Consider the following 17,519-nt stretch of genomic DNA (forward strand, 5'->3'; position numbering starts at 1 on the left):
GATGTGCGAATAAAATAACTGTGCGATATAGAATTTGTATGTATTAACAGAAGAGATTAAATAGAGGCTGGGCAAAATACCCAGCCAAACGTTACTAATAGTATTAATGGAGCGCGTTTAAATAAAACAAATACAGAAATCATTTGTTTAGGCATTTCTATAATATTTAGGTCAAAAAAACACTGCTTGCTATTCTATTTTACTGCAAATTATTTTTAATTTTAGTAAGCTTATATCGCTATAACAATTAATTTACCTCTAAACCTATATTTCGATGCAGTATAGATCTTTGGGAAAAAATGGGCCAAAAGTTTCTGCAGTATCCATTGGTACACGCAGTATGACACCAAATAGGGATATTGATTCCACGGAAAGTTCAAGAATAATTAAAGTGTTAGAAACAGCAATAGAAAAGGGCATTAATTTCATAAATACCGCTGATTTTTACAGTATGGGCTTAAATGAAATGCAGATCGGAAAAGCCATAAAAGGAAAGAGAGACAAAGTTTTTCTCAGTGTAAAAACTGGACTCAGAAGATCTCCGACAGGAGATTATCTCGGTCTTGACTGTACTCCATCTTCGATCAAGAATTTTTGCAACTATTCCCTGACCAGATTGGGTGTTGAGGTCATTGATCTCTACCAGCCCGCACGCATAGACCCCAATGTTCCGTTAGAGGATACCGTAGGAGCAATTGCAGACCTTATTAAAGAAGGAAAAGTCCGATACCTTGGTATGTCAGAGGTAAATGCCCGGCAGCTTAAGATTGCGAATGAAATATATCCGGTTTCCGCACTTGAAATTGAATATTCACTGGCTACCAGATTCATTGAGCATGAAATTTTACCTATGGCAAGGTCTTTGGAAATTTCAGTGATACCCTATTCAGTTCTCTATTATGGTCTCCTTACAGGCGATATTAATGGCCCGTTTTCTAAATCTGATTACAGAAGCACCCTGCCTAGATTCAACAGCGAAAATCTTACGGCAAATCTGGAAATCATTGACTTTCTAAAAGACTTTAGTGCCCAAAAAGGATATAGCCCCAGCCAGATAGCAGTTGCATGGTTGCTCAATCAGGGAAATGATATTATACCTATCATCGGAATGGGATGTCCTGAGAGAGTGTCGGATAACCTGAAAGCACTTGAAATAAAATTTACCAATGAAGAGCTTCTGTTTTTGGACAGCACTTTTTCAATGGGTGCTATTAAAGGCGACCGTTATCCTGAAACACTTAAATCAATAATTCCGTCCTAATTTATTAGCCTAGAGAAATGGTTATTTAATTTTTTCTTTTTCAAACGGAATATCAGAATTAAATTTTATTTTAGTGTTATCTTCCTCCTTAGAAGATGATCAAATATAGCTAAGCACCGAATTCTCTCTCGGTGCTTTCTTTTTCAAGTCAAAAAGTATATCAGTAGAGCAGTTTTGGGTTGTCATTATTATCCCCAACTAAAATATAAATGAAAATGGTTAATATTCCGAATATTTTTTGTCTACTTTCCATATATTTTCTTCCAGTTTTTTAAGGAACCAGGATTTTTTACTCATTTTGGTTCCAGAAGCTGTAACATATTCGTAGACATTCAGGATCAGTTCTTTGTCATTCAGAACTTCCATATCACCTTTTGCTATGATTCCATCAGTAAATTCAATATCTATTTCAAGATATGCGCTGCGGGAAGAGACAGGAAACAATATTTTTCCTATTGAACCAGCATAAAGATGGCTATTGTCAAACATTATCTTTTTCATAATTACGACAGTTTGGACAGATTTAAATTCAATGAAGTAACACCACCTAACCTTACTTTTAAAATGATAATTACTCCTAATGGAACTTTACATACAATTTACGGTTTCTAATTCAGATATCGTTTCAAATTGCCGTATAAAAAGCTAAAGTTATTTCAAATTTTGGGTTTAACATGAAAACGATCTTCTCTAAAAATATAAATAGTTGTCCAATAATAACGAAAGCTATCCTGTTTTGGGATAGCTTTCTATTTTTTCCTCTCGGTTCGATCAACAAATCCTGTCTAATGATGCTTTTATTACAATTACAGGAATTTTTGCAACCACAGACTGAATAAGATCAGAATATTCAGAACAAAAAGACAATTAACAGTTATATAAATTGAACGTTTGCTGAATTTTTTTAAAAAGAAAATGGACAAAACCGGTATTATCAAGGTGATAAAGTAGATGATTGATACTATTTGATTTACCATTTTAAATGTCGTAACCGTCATGCCCAACTTTTCTGATATTTCAGAAATTCTTTCGGGGTATGCGTCTGAATAAAAACCGCTGCCGGTTACCATATGCCAGATTGCACCTACTCCCATGAACGGGGTAAAAAGCCAGAGCACGAGCTGTAATAAGCACACCATAAATGACAGGGCATATAAAACTTTTAATGCTTTCATATTTAAAATTAATGATTAATCCTTACAATCGCTACTCAGTGTACTTAAAGGCTTTTTACCGTCAATTACATCTTTAACCGTATTCCAGTCTGGACGATGGATTTCTTGCTTTCCCGGTGCTGCTTTTCCTCCGTTTTTGTTCACGAAATCTGAAACCATTTTTTGATAAGAATTCCATAATGCATCCGCTTTACCGAATGGCCCTGCATTCGGTACGCCAAAAAAGTTTGCAACTGCTTGGAAATTGCTGCCGTCGATATAGGATAATCTATCCACGCCACGTGTATAAAACGTATAGGAGCCATTCGCATTTTTTACAAAACCAAAATCCCGGTTACCGGACACTGGATGCCCCTTATATTGGGGTTCAAAAATTGTTGTGAAAGTCCAGCCTCCACTATTATACTTACTCACAATAACAGAACCGTTATCAGGGCCTAAAATATCAATTGTAATAACAGCGTTTTTTGGATTACTGGAGTTCCATAAATTTTGGTCAGCAACTCCCCATTTGTCATATGGTGAAAATTTCGAATAATACGTGTCAACAAAATTATTGATATTTTTGCGGATATGTTCCTGAAACTGCTCAGGGGTTGCAGTTTTTCCATTAATAGTCGGCATTTTATCGATATTAATAGGGAAATAATCCATATTGACCAACGGACTGAATGCATCATTTATATCAAGTGCGTGAGAAACAGGACTTCCGAAATATGCTACATCAAATTTCCGAATTTTATCTTTCGTCGATTGGTCAATAGCGAATTTAGCCATTGCTAACCACTTCTTGATTATTGCACAGTCGATATTTGGGATTAAAGCAAAAGGTTTGTTTTTCAGCTGATTTTTCAGTTCATCCACATTTGGTTTAGGGAAATTGTCACTTGGGGCACCTGGAGCTCCACCACCGCCAGTACCTGTTGGGATAGGATCATCGGAACATGCAGCATGGGGTAATTTTGTCTTGGGAAAAGTCCATACGGTATTGAGTTGCCCTTCAACATAACCTTCAACAGTTCTCTGATCTTCTTCTTCCTCTGGCTGACATCTTGGATCACCGGGTAGTCCGCCTGCTTTCAGCTTAGGTGCTGACCTATCTTTAAGCCAGCTATTATCCGCATTAAATGTAGAAAAATATGCCTTTCCTCCATAGTATTTAGTAACGGTAAAGTTGTTATCAAAATATCCTTCAGAAATAATACGTCCTGTAAACCCGTTAGGTATATCTTTCCCATATTCAGGCAGATAGATAACTTTTACAAAATCCCATTCTCTTTTTTGGTTTTTAGTCGCCTTTAAAATCAGGTTGTTGCTTAAGTCGACAGGTATCGAATCGTTCGTGAATATTTTCACATCACTTAACAATTTTACCCTCACAATTGCCGTATCTGCCGTTTTGAAAGTCACGCTGTCCCATAGGATCTGCGTATTGAAATTCTTGCTGAAATTTTTTCTGTCCGCCGGAAGGCCACTGTCGCTATGCTGTTTTTCAAATGCTGCTTTCAGCGAAAGAACCTGTTGATTGCTGTTTTCTAAACTACTGACATGATCTTTTTTGCAGCTCTGAAATCCCACAAATAGGGTCAGGAGCATGCTCAGATAATAAATTCTTTTCATCTACATCTAATAATTGTTATTTAAACTGCTTATTTTTCGTCCATCATAAGATTATATCTAAGACGGTTAACAAAACAAATTGTCCCGAAATATTTTGATTTTTTAATATGATTGAGACATGTTTATTTGTATTCAAAAGAAATAAATTAAAAGGTGTTTTTCAATTCTTTTTTGATTTTAAAAGTAATCGATTTGTCATGTTTTGTTTAGATTAAAAAATGTAATTCAAGTGTAGTGGGTTAGATACAATGGTGATAGCTGTATTTTGCCGACTTACAACGCATTTAAGATCCAATTAAATTTTTTGAGATTATAGGGACAGAAGGCATAAGGGGAAGATCTGACTTGTCGTGATCTTTTTCGTATCGGGGCGTGTCAAATTGAGACCGCGCTTTTTGTTCCAAGTCCTCGCTGAGCTGTGGGCTATCCACTTCAATCGCTCTCGCATTATTGTATGTTTCCCATCGCGCACGCCAAAGCACATTTACCTCCCAGCTTCTTTCCGTCCCATAAAAGAGCTTTTGGCTTCCCATGATCAGAAAATTGTAAGTCAGATCCCAAAACAGTTCCCAACATCTGCCTTTCAAATCTCTGATGTCCGGACAACTAAATATCCGGATTTTTTTATGCATAGAAATTCAATGAATATCATTTTCAAAGAAAAGGATAAAAAGGCAGCCAAGTTAGTTCATCCATCCGACCCACATCCCACCAAGAGAAAAAAGTGAATGAACGGTTTCCCCCCAAAGGCCCCCCCCATTAAATCATTTTTTCTCTTGGTCTACGCAGTTGTATGATCTGTTTGTCTGCTTTCTTTTTTTCCTTTTTTTCTTTTGAAAATAATATCGGGGCCGAGCCTCGGAAGGACTGGAAGAACATAACAAGCAATGTAAAACAATAAAACAAAACGTTATGAACATCACCGCAAAAATCACAAGAACAGCAGAAGTTAGAACAACTTCAAACGGCAAAGAGGTAGTAAATTTTGGCGTAGCGATTAGGCACACCTTCCGAAACAAAGAAGGCGAAAAAATCAGTCAGCCAACTTTTTTTGACTGTGCCTACTGGAGAACTCCAAACATTGCCCCATACCTGACTAAAGGCACTATTGTAGAACTTTCGGGAAGGGTCAGCCCTAGAGCGTGGATAGACAAAGAAGGCAACCTAAAGGCAGGACTGAATTTTCACGTAACAGACATAGTTTTTCACGGTGGGGATGGAAAACAGGGGGGAGAAACAGTAAAAAAGGAAACTGTAAAAACTGGCAACTCTACATCCGTATTTGCGGGGGACAATGACGATGATCTACCATTTTAAAACAACGCAAATCTAAAATTCATCATGAAAAAATCAGCCCAAAATACAGGGGTACAGATACCCGATAATATAGCACAGATTGCCCTATTGGTTAGAAAAGACTGGAAAAACGTCTATTTCGGGGCTGTGCCTTATTTGGATGCAATGCACTCACTCAGTAGCGTAAATGAAAGCTATTACGAAGATTCCGCAAGCTCGATAATCAATTATTTCCTTGCAAATGCGACAACTTGGCGCGGAGAGGTTGCAAGGGCGGTAAAAGCCAAATTAAAACAGCTTGTCGCAAGTGCAAACTAATTTTTAAACCTTCAAAAATTTAACATCATGTCAACAATTCAAATAGATATAACACAGGCTAGTATTTACGTAGGAACATACGCTAAATATAACGATGGGTCAATTTTCGGAAAATGGCTAAAACTGTCCGATTATGCAGATAGGGGCGAGTTTTACGATGCCTGCGCCGAGTTGCACAGTGACGAGGAAGACCCAGAGTTTATGTTTCAGGATTACGAACATATACCCAAAGGCTTAATAGGCGAATCATGGTTATGTGAAAACACTTTTGAAGTACTGGAAGCCCTCGGAAATCTTGACGATAACGATCTTGAAGCATTTTTAATCTGGTGTGACAATGATCACAAAGACTTTTCCAAAAGTGACATTGACGAGCTTATCAGTGATTTTAAAGATGATTATGTAGCCCATTACGACAGTGAGGAGGATTTTGCACGGGAACTGGTAGAAGGTCGTTCAGATCTCAGCGATTTTGCGAAAGAGTATTTTGATTATGAAGCCTACGCAAGGGATCTTTTCTGCGGAAGCTATTGGAGCCAGGACGGACACGTATTCTATAACTAAAGTTTAACCACAGGCGACTGTGAAAGCAGTCGCCTATAAATCTAAAAAAATGGTACTGGAAACATTCAAAATAACATTGAAACATGATACAGGTTTTTTCAAGGTCAAAGTGACCTCACTCAGCGGAGAGCAGGGAGCAATTCAGCAGGTAATGGCCTGTGAAAGATGTCCAATAGGGGCAATAATCAGGATTAAAAAAATCGGTCAGAAATCAATCATTTAAAATTTACCGCTATGAATATTGGCGTAATAACATACAAAAAGTACGACGAAAATGTGCTACTGAACGCACATTTCAATGTAGATGAATTATTCAGGATCATCCTGCACGACAAAGATTTTGTACGCTTTGAAATCTTCGACAGGGAGAAGAAATTATTGGCATCTACCTATTACCCGAATGTTGACGGAAAGGGGCTGTATATCCATCCTGTCAAGGTGTTCAGGGACGAGGAACTTAAATGGATAGACTATTACGCATTTAGATCGCCTTCTACAATCAGGCATTATAAGGTGACTTGGAAAGTAGACGGTGCGGTTTTCCGAACAAGGAAAAAAGCCACTGAATACGCAAATCTTGTCAATAAAAGGGTTGCATACAGAATTGAACCTTTCATTGACCGAAGCACTTACCGCAGGTCGCAGAACTGAATTTTACACATCAAAATTTATCAAAATGAAACCATTGGACGAAATGAACAATATAGAAAAGGCTTATGTACTAGCCCGATTATTCCCTAAAGATTTAAAAGACCTTATCAGCTTTGTTCAAAAGGAGATAACCCATTTTCGGGAAAAGCAGGAAGATATTAAACTGGCTTGGCCACCCCAATGCCTGATAACAGCGAATTATTGGTATAGCCTGATCGCAGAAATTGAAAAGCTATTGGAAAGGCTCAATGTTCAGCTTCACAGAAGCCCGAAAATATTTTCCGAACATCTTTTTTGGGGACACAATTCAATTTTTATGATGCACTGCCTTGTGCGCTTTGTCGGGTGTGAAAATCCCCACCATAGCCTGAAACTGGCAATAGAACTACTGTTCGGAGATAAAGAAATAGTATCCATAGAATTTACAGAAAATACGGAAGATTAAAGTTTAACCACAGGTGACTGTGAAAAGTCACCTGTAAATACAAGCAAAATGACACAGGCAGAATTAACGGAAAATTTCAAAGCATTGATGACCATAAACCCACCCCTAAAAGAAATTGAAGAACTTTTCTTTAAGGCTGTGAACAGTGGCGCACTGGATTTTGAAGATGAACCACAGGACAGTTATAGAACTGCGAAGATTATTTATCATGCCATTCTTTGTACGATGGCGGCAAAATGGTTTCCCCTCGCAATAGAAAATTGGAAGGAAGCCCAAAACCTTAAAAAATTCTTGTAATCATGGCAAATTGGTGTAATAACACGCTTGTCTTCGTGGGAACTCCCGGAGCTATCGAGCAGATAACAGTCCTATTTAACACAATAGCACAAATGGGACAGCAGATAGATTTTGAAAAACTGCCTGATTTTCTAGGCGGTACGGAAGATCATTTTTTCTGCTATATAAGCTATAACCATGACGGTATGGTGGAATATGAAACGAGATGGACACCCAACATACAAGCTGTGGTGCGGATAGCAAAGCATTATAATGTTGATTTTACACTGGGCTATCAGGAAATAAGCAATTGTCTATATGGCATGGCAACCTATGCTAACGGTATTCTCAAAACTATCTGTTTAGACCCAATGGATTTTGGCAGATTCTAATCTGGTTGAACTATAATTAATTAAAAATGAAAATAACGGATTTAAACGGTCTGGAAATAACAGTGACCGATCTTGATAAAGCGATTCAGCAGGCGGAACTATTTAAGGATATGCACCATGTTCCGCCTGTACCCTACGATAAAGTAAGGCAAAAATACTGGACTGACGTTTACAACAAACTTTTGGAACTAAAATCAAAAATATCATGAGCAATCTAGCAGATAAAACAGAATATCGGGCACTTTCGATCATAGCCCGAATGGTTAAGGATTTTGAACGCTTGCATTGCCTGAACATGACGGCAACAGACGATTGGGATGCCACAGGAGCAAGGAATCTTTTGGAAGGCATCGTGCAGAGCAACGGCTACAAGATAAATTATGACCGTGACGGAAAGGGAAATAGACCGCTTCTCAAAGATGATAATATTTCAGATGCTAAACACAATTACACACGGTAAATCATGGACAAGGACAATCAATTTATGGACTTTCTTTTCAATGAATTTTTGATGATGGAAAGAAAGTTCGGAAAAAGCCGATCACATAAATATTTGACAATTATTTCAAAATATATAGAAGTCGGTTTTAGCTACAATGACCCTGAAAAAGCACAACAATACGCCTGCATGACTTATTCAAGTATTTTATATGCGATCTATAACTGGAAAACACATTTACTTGACCTCAAAGGAAAGGACGAGGAAGCTATACGGTTCGCAAGGTATAAAAAGCGATTAAAAAAACTGGGTTATTCCGAGGACGAAATTGCAAATCTTCTCATAGATAGATTTAAACTCAATAACCCGACTGAAATCATTTCCCCATACGGGCAATTATAAATAAATCAATATTCACAAACAACAATATTATGGAAGCGAATTTTTTTAAACAGATAGCAAAAATGGACTTGCAGAGCAAAGTAACGCTTACGATTGCCAAAGCAACAGAAGATAAAATAGTTGTCTCTATTTTGGTGCAGAATGACGGATGTGGAGATAAAGCAAAGTATATAATCCCCCCACTTAATCTCAAAGGAACGGCAGAAGAACTGGACGCTGAATTTTTCTCACATATCAAAAAACCGATTGAATCCGCTTCGGGGCTTATGTCCAATATGGAAGCTTTTATGAAGCAGATGGAGGAAGCAAAAAAACAGTCCGCTATGGAGAAAGAAAAAGCGGACAAGGCGAAAAAGGAAAAGGATGTGAAGATTAAAAAGTACAACGATGCAATGGCGAAAGCCGAAGCACTTGAAAAAGAGGGAAAATTCAAAGAAGCATGGACTGCGTTACCAAAGGCTTCCGAATATCCCGACCATGCCGAAACAATAGGTCAGAAGCAAAATTTGTATCAGTCCCACTTTGCAGGTGATCTTTTTGCCTCACCACAGAACCAAAATGAAGAGCCATTGGCAGAAGTGAATGTTTAACAATAAAATTGAAAGAATATGTTATTGAGCGTTGAATTAGCGAGAGTGTTTGTTCTCATGGACAAGGGATTGAAAATAATCCTTGACGACCCCGAACCACGTTGGGGCGTGGATGCAGTGATGAATTTTTATGCGAATACTTATCCCATTTTGACGACTTCAAAGGTTTCTGCGCCAGTAATTAAGGATGATTCTGTCGTATACACTTTTGAAAGTGTGATGGGTACGAAGGGTTAATTATTAAAGAATTAAAACAATGAACAATGCGAAAACAGATCATATCGGGAACAATAAAAATTCCCGACAAAGAAAGAGAAACCAACCTGCACCGCAGGATTGCGGAGTTCGCCCGATGGATGGAAAAACCAAAAGATGCACAGGAAATTTTCAGGGACAGAAGGAAATCCGTACCGATTGCCATGTTGCCAATGGTTTACTAAACTGCACATTTCTACCTAAGTTCAGGCAAACAGAAATGAATCAGGTAAATGAAACCTCTGCAAAACTTGAAAGTGACTTTTTCAGGTCACTTTCAAGACTGGCAGAACACTACAAAATCGAACCGTTTGCCAAGTCCGATAATTATAAATTTCCCTACAATATCAATCTTGCAATTTCCGACATAAAGGGGAAACTAAAAAAGAACGTGCTGAACTTTCACAGTTTGCGGTTCAAAAAAGAAAATGATAAATTTTATGTGGTTTCCGAAGAACGCTGTGATACAGGGGCGACACTCTTTTACATTCCTGTTATCCCGCTTTTCAGAATGCTTAATGACAAAAAACGGAAAAAAACAGCGCATCTTTTATTATCCGTGTTTTCCTATCTCTATCACATTGCTGATATACCCTATTACAGACAGGAGGGAAGCTATTTATATTATGAGTATGAAATATTGAAAGACTGGATAATGGATGATCCCTACGAAGACGAAGAAGACAACCGTGTAAGCGAAATCGAGATTGCGGAATGGGTGGGAGATAAAATTGAACAGAAAATTTACAACCGTGAGAACCTCACTTTTTTCGATCAGCGGATTGCCCATTTCGATGCCAAAGATGATTTTGATACCAATTGTTTGATCTTGGCACAAAAAACACTGGCAATTTACCGTGAATATCCCGATGCCAGTATTTTTCGCAATGCCAGTAGTATGTTCGATGAGGATGAAGAATATTTGGAAGATCAGATCATTCCGATGGAAAAATATATTTCTTTCTATGCCGATAATAAAGGTTGGCTCGCAGAAACCGTATTTGAATCCGTCAATAACCAGTTTCAGGAATACAGTGAAACGCAGGAACCTGCCCTGATCCAATGTTTTGACGGACAGAAAAATGAAACTAAAGACCTTGCATTTGAGGAAAGGCTCTTTGAACTATTGCATGACCTTACTGATTTAATTTACGATTATAGACAATTGAGCGATGAAAAACAATAACATAGACATTACGCAGGATTTTGACAATAAGCTTTATTATCCCAAATGTGCATTGGTGCTTTATGAATCACAGGGACTTGACCCTGATGTATATGTAGAACATTTTGATATGGACGGTAACGGAAACCCGATAAACGCCCATCCCCTGACAGTGATGGAAGCCGATATTCTGGCGAAAACGCTAATGCTCGAACACGAAAAAGAAAGCGCATTTTTAAAACCTAAATCTGTCCTTCCGAGCAATGTTTTGAGCCTTGACCCGAACACCGAAAAAGGAACAGTGATCTGGCATACCAAAGCACAGCAAAGAGAACTGTTTTTTGTCGAAAGTCTAGGGATTCCAAACGGCAAAGCCTATGTTCCGCCTATGCTGTGGAAGGCTAGCAAATCCAGTCTCACGGTATTTGCGCTTAAAAACAATAGAAGACCAACTTTAAAGTCACAGCTTTACCATTGCCCTTTTTTCAATATATACGCTGACGGAAAAGTATGTTTGGGAACAATAAAAATAGACATTAAAAATACGACTTCGGTAGAGGATTTTATGAAAGCATGGGAACACTATTTCTTCCACAGTTATTTTAGCCATGCCCTTGTTACAGGAGGACAGAGCAAAGAAAATTCCGTGACACTATGGAAAAGGCTGATAAAACAGGGAACGATTTTTCCAATAGAGGTGCTAATGCCCCATAAATTAACCCTTAAAAATATATTGCTATGAATCAGGAGAAAACAAAAATGCATTTTACAGATAACTACCTGTTAGCCCCGACAAACCCGATCACTGTCAATTTGGTGGGAGCAGGCGGAACAGGCTCAAAGGTACTGACTGGATTGATGGAAATCAATGAAAGCCTATTGGCACTAGGACATACTGGTCTGCAGGTCAGGCTATGGGATGATGATATTGTCACATCCGCAAATTTGGGGAGACAGCGTTTTTTTGACTGTGAGGTCGGATTGCCGAAGTCCGTGGCTCTTATTAACCGTATTAACCGTTGCACGGGGGCTAACTGGAAAGCCGAGACGGTCAAATTTGAAAAGGATAAGTTTGGAAAAATGCCCAAACAATCTAATGCGACAATTACGATTACCTGTGTCGATACGGTACAGGCAAGATTTGGAGTTGCCGAAATACTCACATCGGTTAACGGGCAGCGTAACCATGTTCGGGATTCGCCCAAATATTGGTTGGATTATGGCAATAGTAAACATACAGGGCAGGTTATCCTTTCCACAGTGGGTAACATCGTACAACCGGAATCTGAAAAATATATTCCTGTGAACAACCTGCCATTTGTGACCCAAGAATATGGCGAACTGCTGATGCAGTCAGAACGGGACGACAATACGCCAAGCTGTTCCCTTGCAGAAGCACTTGAACAGCAAGACCTCTTTATTAACGCTTCCTTAGCGCAGATGGGATGCAAGTTACTGTGGAGTTTATTCAGGTTCGGAATGACTAAGTACAGGGGATTATTCCATAATCTTGAAGATTTCAGGACTAGCCCGATATTGATAGACTGATCACATCGGGCAAAAAGACATTTCCTTAGCAGGAAAAGTCTTTTTGCGTAAAGCGAAATAGCCGCTTTAGGATATGCCCATTGATTTTCGCCCTACTCCGGGCACTAGGCATATCTTCTTTTCTTGTCGTATGGGCGACCAAAGAAAAGATTCTGTGTTATTTTTCAATTTTTTTTTAAAATATTCTTTTATCAGTTTGTAAAAAGTTTAATTAAATTGTTATTAGAACACTTAAAAAAGTGAATATAAATTTTCATATTTTTGCAGAATGAAGTATCTGTCTTACATATCGGCTATAATGATTTTGCTGTTATCTATAGCACCTTGCCTTGTAGAAGATAGTTGTATGGATGAACCTTTTGAAACTTCAAATAGTCAACAAAATGACGATAATTGCAATAAAAATTGTTGTTCACCATTTTTTAATTGTAAAACTTGTGCAGGTTTTGTTGTAAACTCATTTCATTTTTCAATATCGGGTTTCGTGAAGCAACCTGAAAAAAAGATAATGGTAACAACTATTGCTGCTATTTCCGACTTCCGATATTCAGTTTGGCATCCCCCGAAATATGCTTAATGTGTAGTGCTTTCAGCACAAATTAATTAATAACGATGTCTTTGCATCGTTAAGTTTATACAATCACATTAAATATCATTTTATAATGAAGAAAATGCTCATATTGTCGTTTTTTATGGCAATAAACCTTTGTGTATATGCACAAAACACATTAAAAGCCGTTGTTAAAAATAACGAAACAAAAGAAGTTCTTGTTGGGGTAACAGCTTCTATAAAAGGCACTTCAAATGGTGCAATATCTGATGAAAAAGGACAGATTACATTGTCAAATATCCCCGATGGATTACAGGAAATACACTTTAGTTACTTAGGCTTCGAAGAGTTTACTGAAATAATAAAATTCCCATTAAAAGAGAACGGCATAATAGAAATTCTTCTTAAAGAAAACTCAGAGGAATTAGAGAGTGTGGTAATTACATCAACAAGAAGTACGAGAAGCATTCAAAATATCCCAACTCGGATTGAATTTATCGGCGGCGAAGAACTGGAAGAAAAAGGCAATATGAAACCCGGAGATATCAGAATGTTGCTTGCTGAAAGTACTGGAATCCAGACGCAGCAGACCTCAGCAACCAGTGGAAACTCTGCCATACGTATCCAAGGACTCGATGGTAAATATACGCAGGTTATCCGTGATGGTTTTCCATTATATTCCGGGTTTTCAGGTGGTCTGGGTCTATTACAGGTAGCACCTTTGGATCTTCAGCAGGTTGAGGTGATAAAAGGATCATCTTCCACACTGTATGGTGGCGGAGCAATTGCAGGCTTGGTAAACCTCGTTTCAAAAAAACCAACCGAGCAAAGACAGCTTAATTTTCTGCTCAATGGAACCTCTGCCCTGGGACTTGACGCCAGTGGCTTTTATGCCCAAAAGTTTAATGGTATAGGAACAACAATATATGCGGCATATAATCATGGGACTGCCTATGATCCTGCTGATATTGGACTTACGGCTATTCCTAAATTTGACCGTTTTACGTTGAATCCCAAAGTATTTTTCTATTTCAATGAGAATACCACATTAATGGCTGGAATCAATGCAACTTCCGAAAAACGAATTGGTGGAGATATGGAATATATCAAAGGCAATGGGAGTACAGATCATTCCTACTTTGAGGAAAATAAAACCGGACGTTACAGTACTCAGTTAGAATTGGATCGTAGAATAAATGACAGGGCTAAATTTGTGATAAAAAACAGTGTCAGTTACTATGACCGTACCATTGGCTTGCCTGCTTATCAATTTTCTGGTGATCAATTGTCTACGTATACGGAAGCAAACTATTCCCTTAATGGCGAAAAGACTGACTGGGTGCTTGGTGCAAATTTTTTGACCGATAAATTTACGGAGAAGCAAGTAGCTGGAACTCCTGTAAGAGATTATAATTACACAACTGTTGGCGGATTTGTTCAGAATACATGGAATACCTCAGATAAAATTACCATCGAATCAGGTATTAGAGGTGATTATCATAACCGCTTCGGGTTCTTTTTTCTTCCTAGAATATCTACTTTATGGAAGATCAATGAACATTTTTCAACACGATTGGGTGGTGGTCTTGGCTATAAAGCACCAACTGTATTTACCGAAGACGCTGAACGTATCCAGTTTAGAGGAGTTTTGCCTTTGAATTTGGATGATACAAAAGCCGAGCGCTCTTATGGTGCGAATTATGATATCAATTACAAAACAGCATTGTTTGATGGTCAGGTACGTTTCAGTATCAATCATATGTTTTTCTATACCCGTATCAACAATCCGGTTCTGCTAACCTCTACAACAGGTAACATGTATCAGTATGTCCAGCCTTCCGGAAATTTTGATACCAAAGGGATGGAAACAAATGTCAAGCTTACATACGGGGATTTTAAACTATTTGTGGGATATACCTATGCCAATGTTAATCAGCATACGGATGGTACTTCAAAAATTTATCCGCTTGTTTCCAAACACAGGCTCAATAATGTGCTGATGTATGAAATCGAAGAAAAGTGGAAAGTGGGTGCTGAGGCTTATTATTTCAGTCCACAACAGTTAAATGATGGAAGTACCGGTAAAGGTTATTGGACAGCGGGATTGATGGCAGAAAGAATTTGGGAACGTTTTTCAATCTTTGCGAATTTTGAGAACTATACAAATACCCGTCAGACCAAATTCGGACCGATTTATTCAGGACCTATTACAAACCCTGTTTTCCAGGATATATATGCGCCTGTTGATGGGTTTGTAATTAATGTTGGCATAAAGCTTAAATTCTAAGCGATGAAGAAGTCGACTTTCGAAATTAAGCGAATGGACTGCTCTGCCGAGGAACAGATGATCCGTATGAAACTTAGTGAGATTACAGGCATATCCAGATTGGATTTTAATCTGGCAGCCAGGAAATTGGAAGTATACCATCTGGATAACATGGAACAGATCAAGGCGGCTATCAGTGAACTGAATCTCAAGGACAGTTATATCGGTTCCGTCGATTCACTTGATCATAATCCAGTTCAAAAAGATGAGCGCAAAGAGCGAAAATTATTGTGGCTTGTTCTACTGATCAATGCCTTTTTCTTTGGTCTGGAAATCATTACAGGTTTTATTTCAAATTCAATGGGACTGGTAGCCGATAGCTTAGATATGCTGGCCGATGCACTTGTTTATGGACTTAGCCTATGGGCAGTGGGTGGATCAATTATGCGAAAAAAGAATATTGCAAAGGTAAGCGGATATTTACAGCTTATTTTGGCTGTTTTAGGATTTTTCGAAGTCATACGCAGATTTATGGGATATGGAGAAACACCTGTGTTTTCAACAATGATTACGATATCCCTTTTAGCTTTAATGGGTAATGCTGCTTCATTGATCATTCTCCGTCGTACAAACAGTGATGATGCTCATATTAAAGCCAGCCAGCTTTTTACCTCAAACTATGTTATTATAAATATAGGTGTTATCCTTGCAGGAATTTTGGTATATGTTACTTCTTCCCGAATACCAGACCTGATAGTTGGAACGGTAGTCTTCGCAATTGTAATACGTGGCGCATTTTCTATTATGAAACTAGCAAAATAATATCTTATAAAAAGCCGAATACTAATCTATTCGGCTTTTTTACTTTTATCCATTAGAAAAAAATATCTCTTAAAAAGTTCAAAAAAATCGGAATGTAAAGAAGGTAGGTATCCACTGTATCTTTTTCTGAGCAATAGATTCTGTATTATAATCCGAACAATTCTTAAAACATTTCAATCATTATTTAAGCACTTGCTTAAATAATAAATTTAGCTATATTTGCAAGATGGAAAATAATTCGTGCATAAGACAACGGGCGGATATTAGACAGATCAATCGCTGTAAAAATCGAGTTTTAGAACTCCAAGACCCTTTTGATTATTTATCAAGTGGACTTGAATTAGCGGGAAATAATGTAAGGCTGAAAATCTTGTTTCTTCTACATGAAGAAAAACGACTTTGTGTATGTGATTTAAGCGATATACTAGATATGACAATTTCAGCAGTTTCCCAGCATTTACGAAAGCTTAAAGACCGAAAGCTAATCATAACAGAAAGAGAAGCACAAACCATTTTTTACTCATTGACAAAAGAGTACGAAAAATTGCTGGATCCATTTTTTAAAATACTAGTTGATAATAAAGTTTTAGAAACAATATGAAAACGGATAAAAAACTTATCGGTACTGGACTTTTAACAGCTATTGCAGCTTCTCTGTGTTGTATAACACCTGTTTTGGCGCTTATAGCTGGAACAAGTGGTCTTGCTTCAACTTTTTCCTGGCTTGAACCTTTCCGTCCATATTTTATCGGTTTAACAATTTTAGTGCTTGGCTTTGCATGGTATCAAAAATTGAAACCGCTAAGGAAAATAGATTGTAATTGTGAAGTAACTGAAAAACCAAATTTTATGCAGACAAGTTCATTTTTAGGAATTGTTACCGTCTTTGCGGGTTTACTTTTATCGTTTCCAATTTATTCTCACATATTTTTTTCCCAGACTAAAAGTAAAACTATTATAACTCAGACTTCCAAGATTCAGAAAGTTGAGTTTGCTATTAAAGGAATGACTTGTTCTGGGTGTGAACAACATATTAAAACAGAGATCAACCGACTAAAAGGAATTGTCGAAGTTGTAGTATCTTATGAAAAGGGCAACGCTATTGTTAAGTTCGACAGTAAACAAACAAGTATCACGGAAATTGAAAATGCTATCAATTCAACAGGATATAAAGCAATAAATAGTAAAACTATATCGTAATGGAAATAAAGTTACAAACAATAATAACTTGTCCAGACTGTGGTTACAAGAAAGAGGAAACAATGCCAACAAACGCCTGCCAATATTTTTACGAATGTGAAAAGTGCAAGAGAGTTTTAAAACCTCTCAAGGGTGATTGTTGCGTATATTGTAGTTTCGGCTCTGTAAAGTGTCCGCCAATTCAAGAAAATAAAAAATGCTGTTAATCTCTGGGTATTTATTTAAACCTAGATACAATTACAAATTCTTGGATAAAAACAAGGAGTAAATTATAATGACAAACG

General features: G+C 37.7%; 25 protein-coding genes. 23 read left to right on the top strand and 2 right to left on the bottom strand.

The features are described 5' to 3' along the window. Window positions 1-274: 274 nt before the first annotated feature. Complete coding sequence (locus BUB03_RS03640) at window positions 275-1,261, top strand: aldo/keto reductase (RefSeq protein ID WP_048506375.1); 987 nt, start codon at window positions 275-277, stop codon at window positions 1,259-1,261. Between the two features lie 219 nt (window positions 1,262-1,480). Here the strand turns inward: BUB03_RS03640 and BUB03_RS03645 are convergent, their stop codons facing one another. Further along, entirely contained in the window at window positions 1,481-1,762 is a 282-nt protein-coding gene (locus BUB03_RS03645; RefSeq protein WP_073060384.1) for a hypothetical protein, read from the bottom strand. A gap of 689 nt (window positions 1,763-2,451) precedes the next feature. Beyond that, entirely contained in the window at window positions 2,452-4,056 is a 1,605-nt protein-coding gene (locus BUB03_RS03655) for a hypothetical protein (protein WP_048506372.1), read from the bottom strand. Between the two features lie 912 nt (window positions 4,057-4,968). On the opposite strand from BUB03_RS03655, the gene BUB03_RS03665 reads away from it, so the two are divergent. The 22 genes from BUB03_RS03665 (at window position 4,969) to BUB03_RS22040 (ending at window position 17,441) form a co-directional block, all read left to right on the top strand. Continuing rightward, entirely contained in the window at window positions 4,969-5,373 is a 405-nt protein-coding gene (locus BUB03_RS03665; RefSeq protein ID WP_048506370.1) for a single-stranded DNA-binding protein, read from the top strand. A 24-nt stretch (window positions 5,374-5,397) separates the two neighbouring features. Then, window positions 5,398-5,670: a hypothetical protein gene (locus BUB03_RS03670; protein ID WP_048506369.1), complete on the top strand. Its 273-nt coding sequence runs from the start codon at window positions 5,398-5,400 to the stop codon at window positions 5,668-5,670. 27 nt (window positions 5,671-5,697) lie between these two features. Beyond that, the gene (locus tag BUB03_RS03675; protein WP_103290207.1) at window positions 5,698-6,234 is read left to right on the top strand and encodes an antirestriction protein ArdA; all 537 of its coding nucleotides are present in this window, start codon (window positions 5,698-5,700) and stop codon (window positions 6,232-6,234) included. Between the two features lie 49 nt (window positions 6,235-6,283). Further along, complete coding sequence (locus tag BUB03_RS21770; RefSeq protein ID WP_164465222.1) at window positions 6,284-6,457, top strand: hypothetical protein; 174 nt, start codon at window positions 6,284-6,286, stop codon at window positions 6,455-6,457. 11 nt (window positions 6,458-6,468) lie between these two features. Then, window positions 6,469-6,885 carry a hypothetical protein gene (locus BUB03_RS03680; protein ID WP_048506367.1) on the top strand — a complete coding sequence of 139 codons (417 nt, stop codon included), beginning with the start codon at window positions 6,469-6,471 and terminating at the stop codon, window positions 6,883-6,885. Between the two features lie 25 nt (window positions 6,886-6,910). Continuing rightward, a complete protein-coding gene (locus tag BUB03_RS03685; protein ID WP_048506366.1) occupies window positions 6,911-7,330 on the top strand; it encodes a hypothetical protein in 420 nt (139 codons plus the stop codon). Between the two features lie 48 nt (window positions 7,331-7,378). After that, window positions 7,379-7,627, top strand: coding sequence for a hypothetical protein (locus tag BUB03_RS03690; RefSeq protein WP_048506365.1), 249 nt, complete (start codon window positions 7,379-7,381; stop codon window positions 7,625-7,627). Window positions 7,628-7,629: 2 nt separating this feature from the next. Continuing rightward, window positions 7,630-7,998, top strand: a complete 369-nt coding sequence (locus BUB03_RS03695) for a DUF1281 family ferredoxin-like fold protein (RefSeq protein ID WP_048506364.1) — start codon at window positions 7,630-7,632, stop codon at window positions 7,996-7,998. A 26-nt stretch (window positions 7,999-8,024) separates the two neighbouring features. After that, window positions 8,025-8,207 (top strand): hypothetical protein, encoded by a 183-nt coding sequence (locus BUB03_RS03700; RefSeq protein ID WP_048506363.1) that lies wholly within the window; start codon window positions 8,025-8,027, stop codon window positions 8,205-8,207. Beyond that, window positions 8,204-8,458 (top strand): hypothetical protein, encoded by a 255-nt coding sequence (locus BUB03_RS21640; protein ID WP_074941775.1) that lies wholly within the window; start codon window positions 8,204-8,206, stop codon window positions 8,456-8,458. The genes BUB03_RS03700 and BUB03_RS21640 overlap by 4 nt, the downstream gene beginning before the upstream one ends. 3 nt (window positions 8,459-8,461) lie before the next feature. After that, window positions 8,462-8,839, top strand: a complete 378-nt coding sequence (locus BUB03_RS03705) for a hypothetical protein (RefSeq protein WP_048506362.1) — start codon at window positions 8,462-8,464, stop codon at window positions 8,837-8,839. Between the two features lie 29 nt (window positions 8,840-8,868). Further along, window positions 8,869-9,429: a PRTRC system protein E gene (locus BUB03_RS03710; protein ID WP_048506361.1), complete on the top strand. Its 561-nt coding sequence runs from the start codon at window positions 8,869-8,871 to the stop codon at window positions 9,427-9,429. Window positions 9,430-9,447: 18 nt separating this feature from the next. Then, window positions 9,448-9,666, top strand: a complete 219-nt coding sequence (locus BUB03_RS03715) for a PRTRC system protein C (protein WP_048506360.1) — start codon at window positions 9,448-9,450, stop codon at window positions 9,664-9,666. A 26-nt stretch (window positions 9,667-9,692) separates the two neighbouring features. Next, window positions 9,693-9,869: a hypothetical protein gene (locus BUB03_RS22035; protein ID WP_228417754.1), complete on the top strand. Its 177-nt coding sequence runs from the start codon at window positions 9,693-9,695 to the stop codon at window positions 9,867-9,869. Between the two features lie 35 nt (window positions 9,870-9,904). Further along, on the top strand, window positions 9,905-10,870 hold the full coding sequence (locus tag BUB03_RS03720; protein WP_228417755.1) for a hypothetical protein: 966 nt from the start codon (window positions 9,905-9,907) through the stop codon (window positions 10,868-10,870). Further along, entirely contained in the window at window positions 10,857-11,591 is a 735-nt protein-coding gene (locus BUB03_RS03725) for a PRTRC system protein B (protein ID WP_048506358.1), read from the top strand. Before BUB03_RS03720 ends, BUB03_RS03725 begins: the two co-directional genes overlap by 14 nt. Next, the gene (locus BUB03_RS03730; protein WP_048506357.1) at window positions 11,588-12,397 is read left to right on the top strand and encodes a PRTRC system ThiF family protein; all 810 of its coding nucleotides are present in this window, start codon (window positions 11,588-11,590) and stop codon (window positions 12,395-12,397) included. The genes BUB03_RS03725 and BUB03_RS03730 overlap by 4 nt, the downstream gene beginning before the upstream one ends. A gap of 662 nt (window positions 12,398-13,059) precedes the next feature. Then, a complete protein-coding gene (locus BUB03_RS03740; protein WP_048506355.1) occupies window positions 13,060-15,234 on the top strand; it encodes a TonB-dependent receptor in 2,175 nt (724 codons plus the stop codon). Between the two features lie 3 nt (window positions 15,235-15,237). Then, window positions 15,238-16,035 (top strand): cation efflux transmembrane domain-containing protein, encoded by a 798-nt coding sequence (locus tag BUB03_RS03745; protein WP_073060387.1) that lies wholly within the window; start codon window positions 15,238-15,240, stop codon window positions 16,033-16,035. A gap of 226 nt (window positions 16,036-16,261) precedes the next feature. Beyond that, window positions 16,262-16,636 carry an ArsR/SmtB family transcription factor gene (locus BUB03_RS03750; protein ID WP_048506353.1) on the top strand — a complete coding sequence of 125 codons (375 nt, stop codon included), beginning with the start codon at window positions 16,262-16,264 and terminating at the stop codon, window positions 16,634-16,636. Continuing rightward, window positions 16,633-17,235: a mercuric transport protein MerTP gene (gene merTP, locus BUB03_RS03755; RefSeq protein WP_048506352.1), complete on the top strand. Its 603-nt coding sequence runs from the start codon at window positions 16,633-16,635 to the stop codon at window positions 17,233-17,235. Before BUB03_RS03750 ends, merTP begins: the two co-directional genes overlap by 4 nt. Further along, window positions 17,235-17,441 (top strand): GDCCVxC domain-containing (seleno)protein, encoded by a 207-nt coding sequence (locus BUB03_RS22040; protein ID WP_073060390.1) that lies wholly within the window; start codon window positions 17,235-17,237, stop codon window positions 17,439-17,441. Before merTP ends, BUB03_RS22040 begins: the two co-directional genes overlap by 1 nt. Window positions 17,442-17,519: the final 78 nt, after the last annotated feature.

Source organism: Chryseobacterium oranimense (assembly GCF_900129755.1).
Lineage (GTDB): Bacteria > Bacteroidota > Bacteroidia > Flavobacteriales > Weeksellaceae > Chryseobacterium > Chryseobacterium oranimense.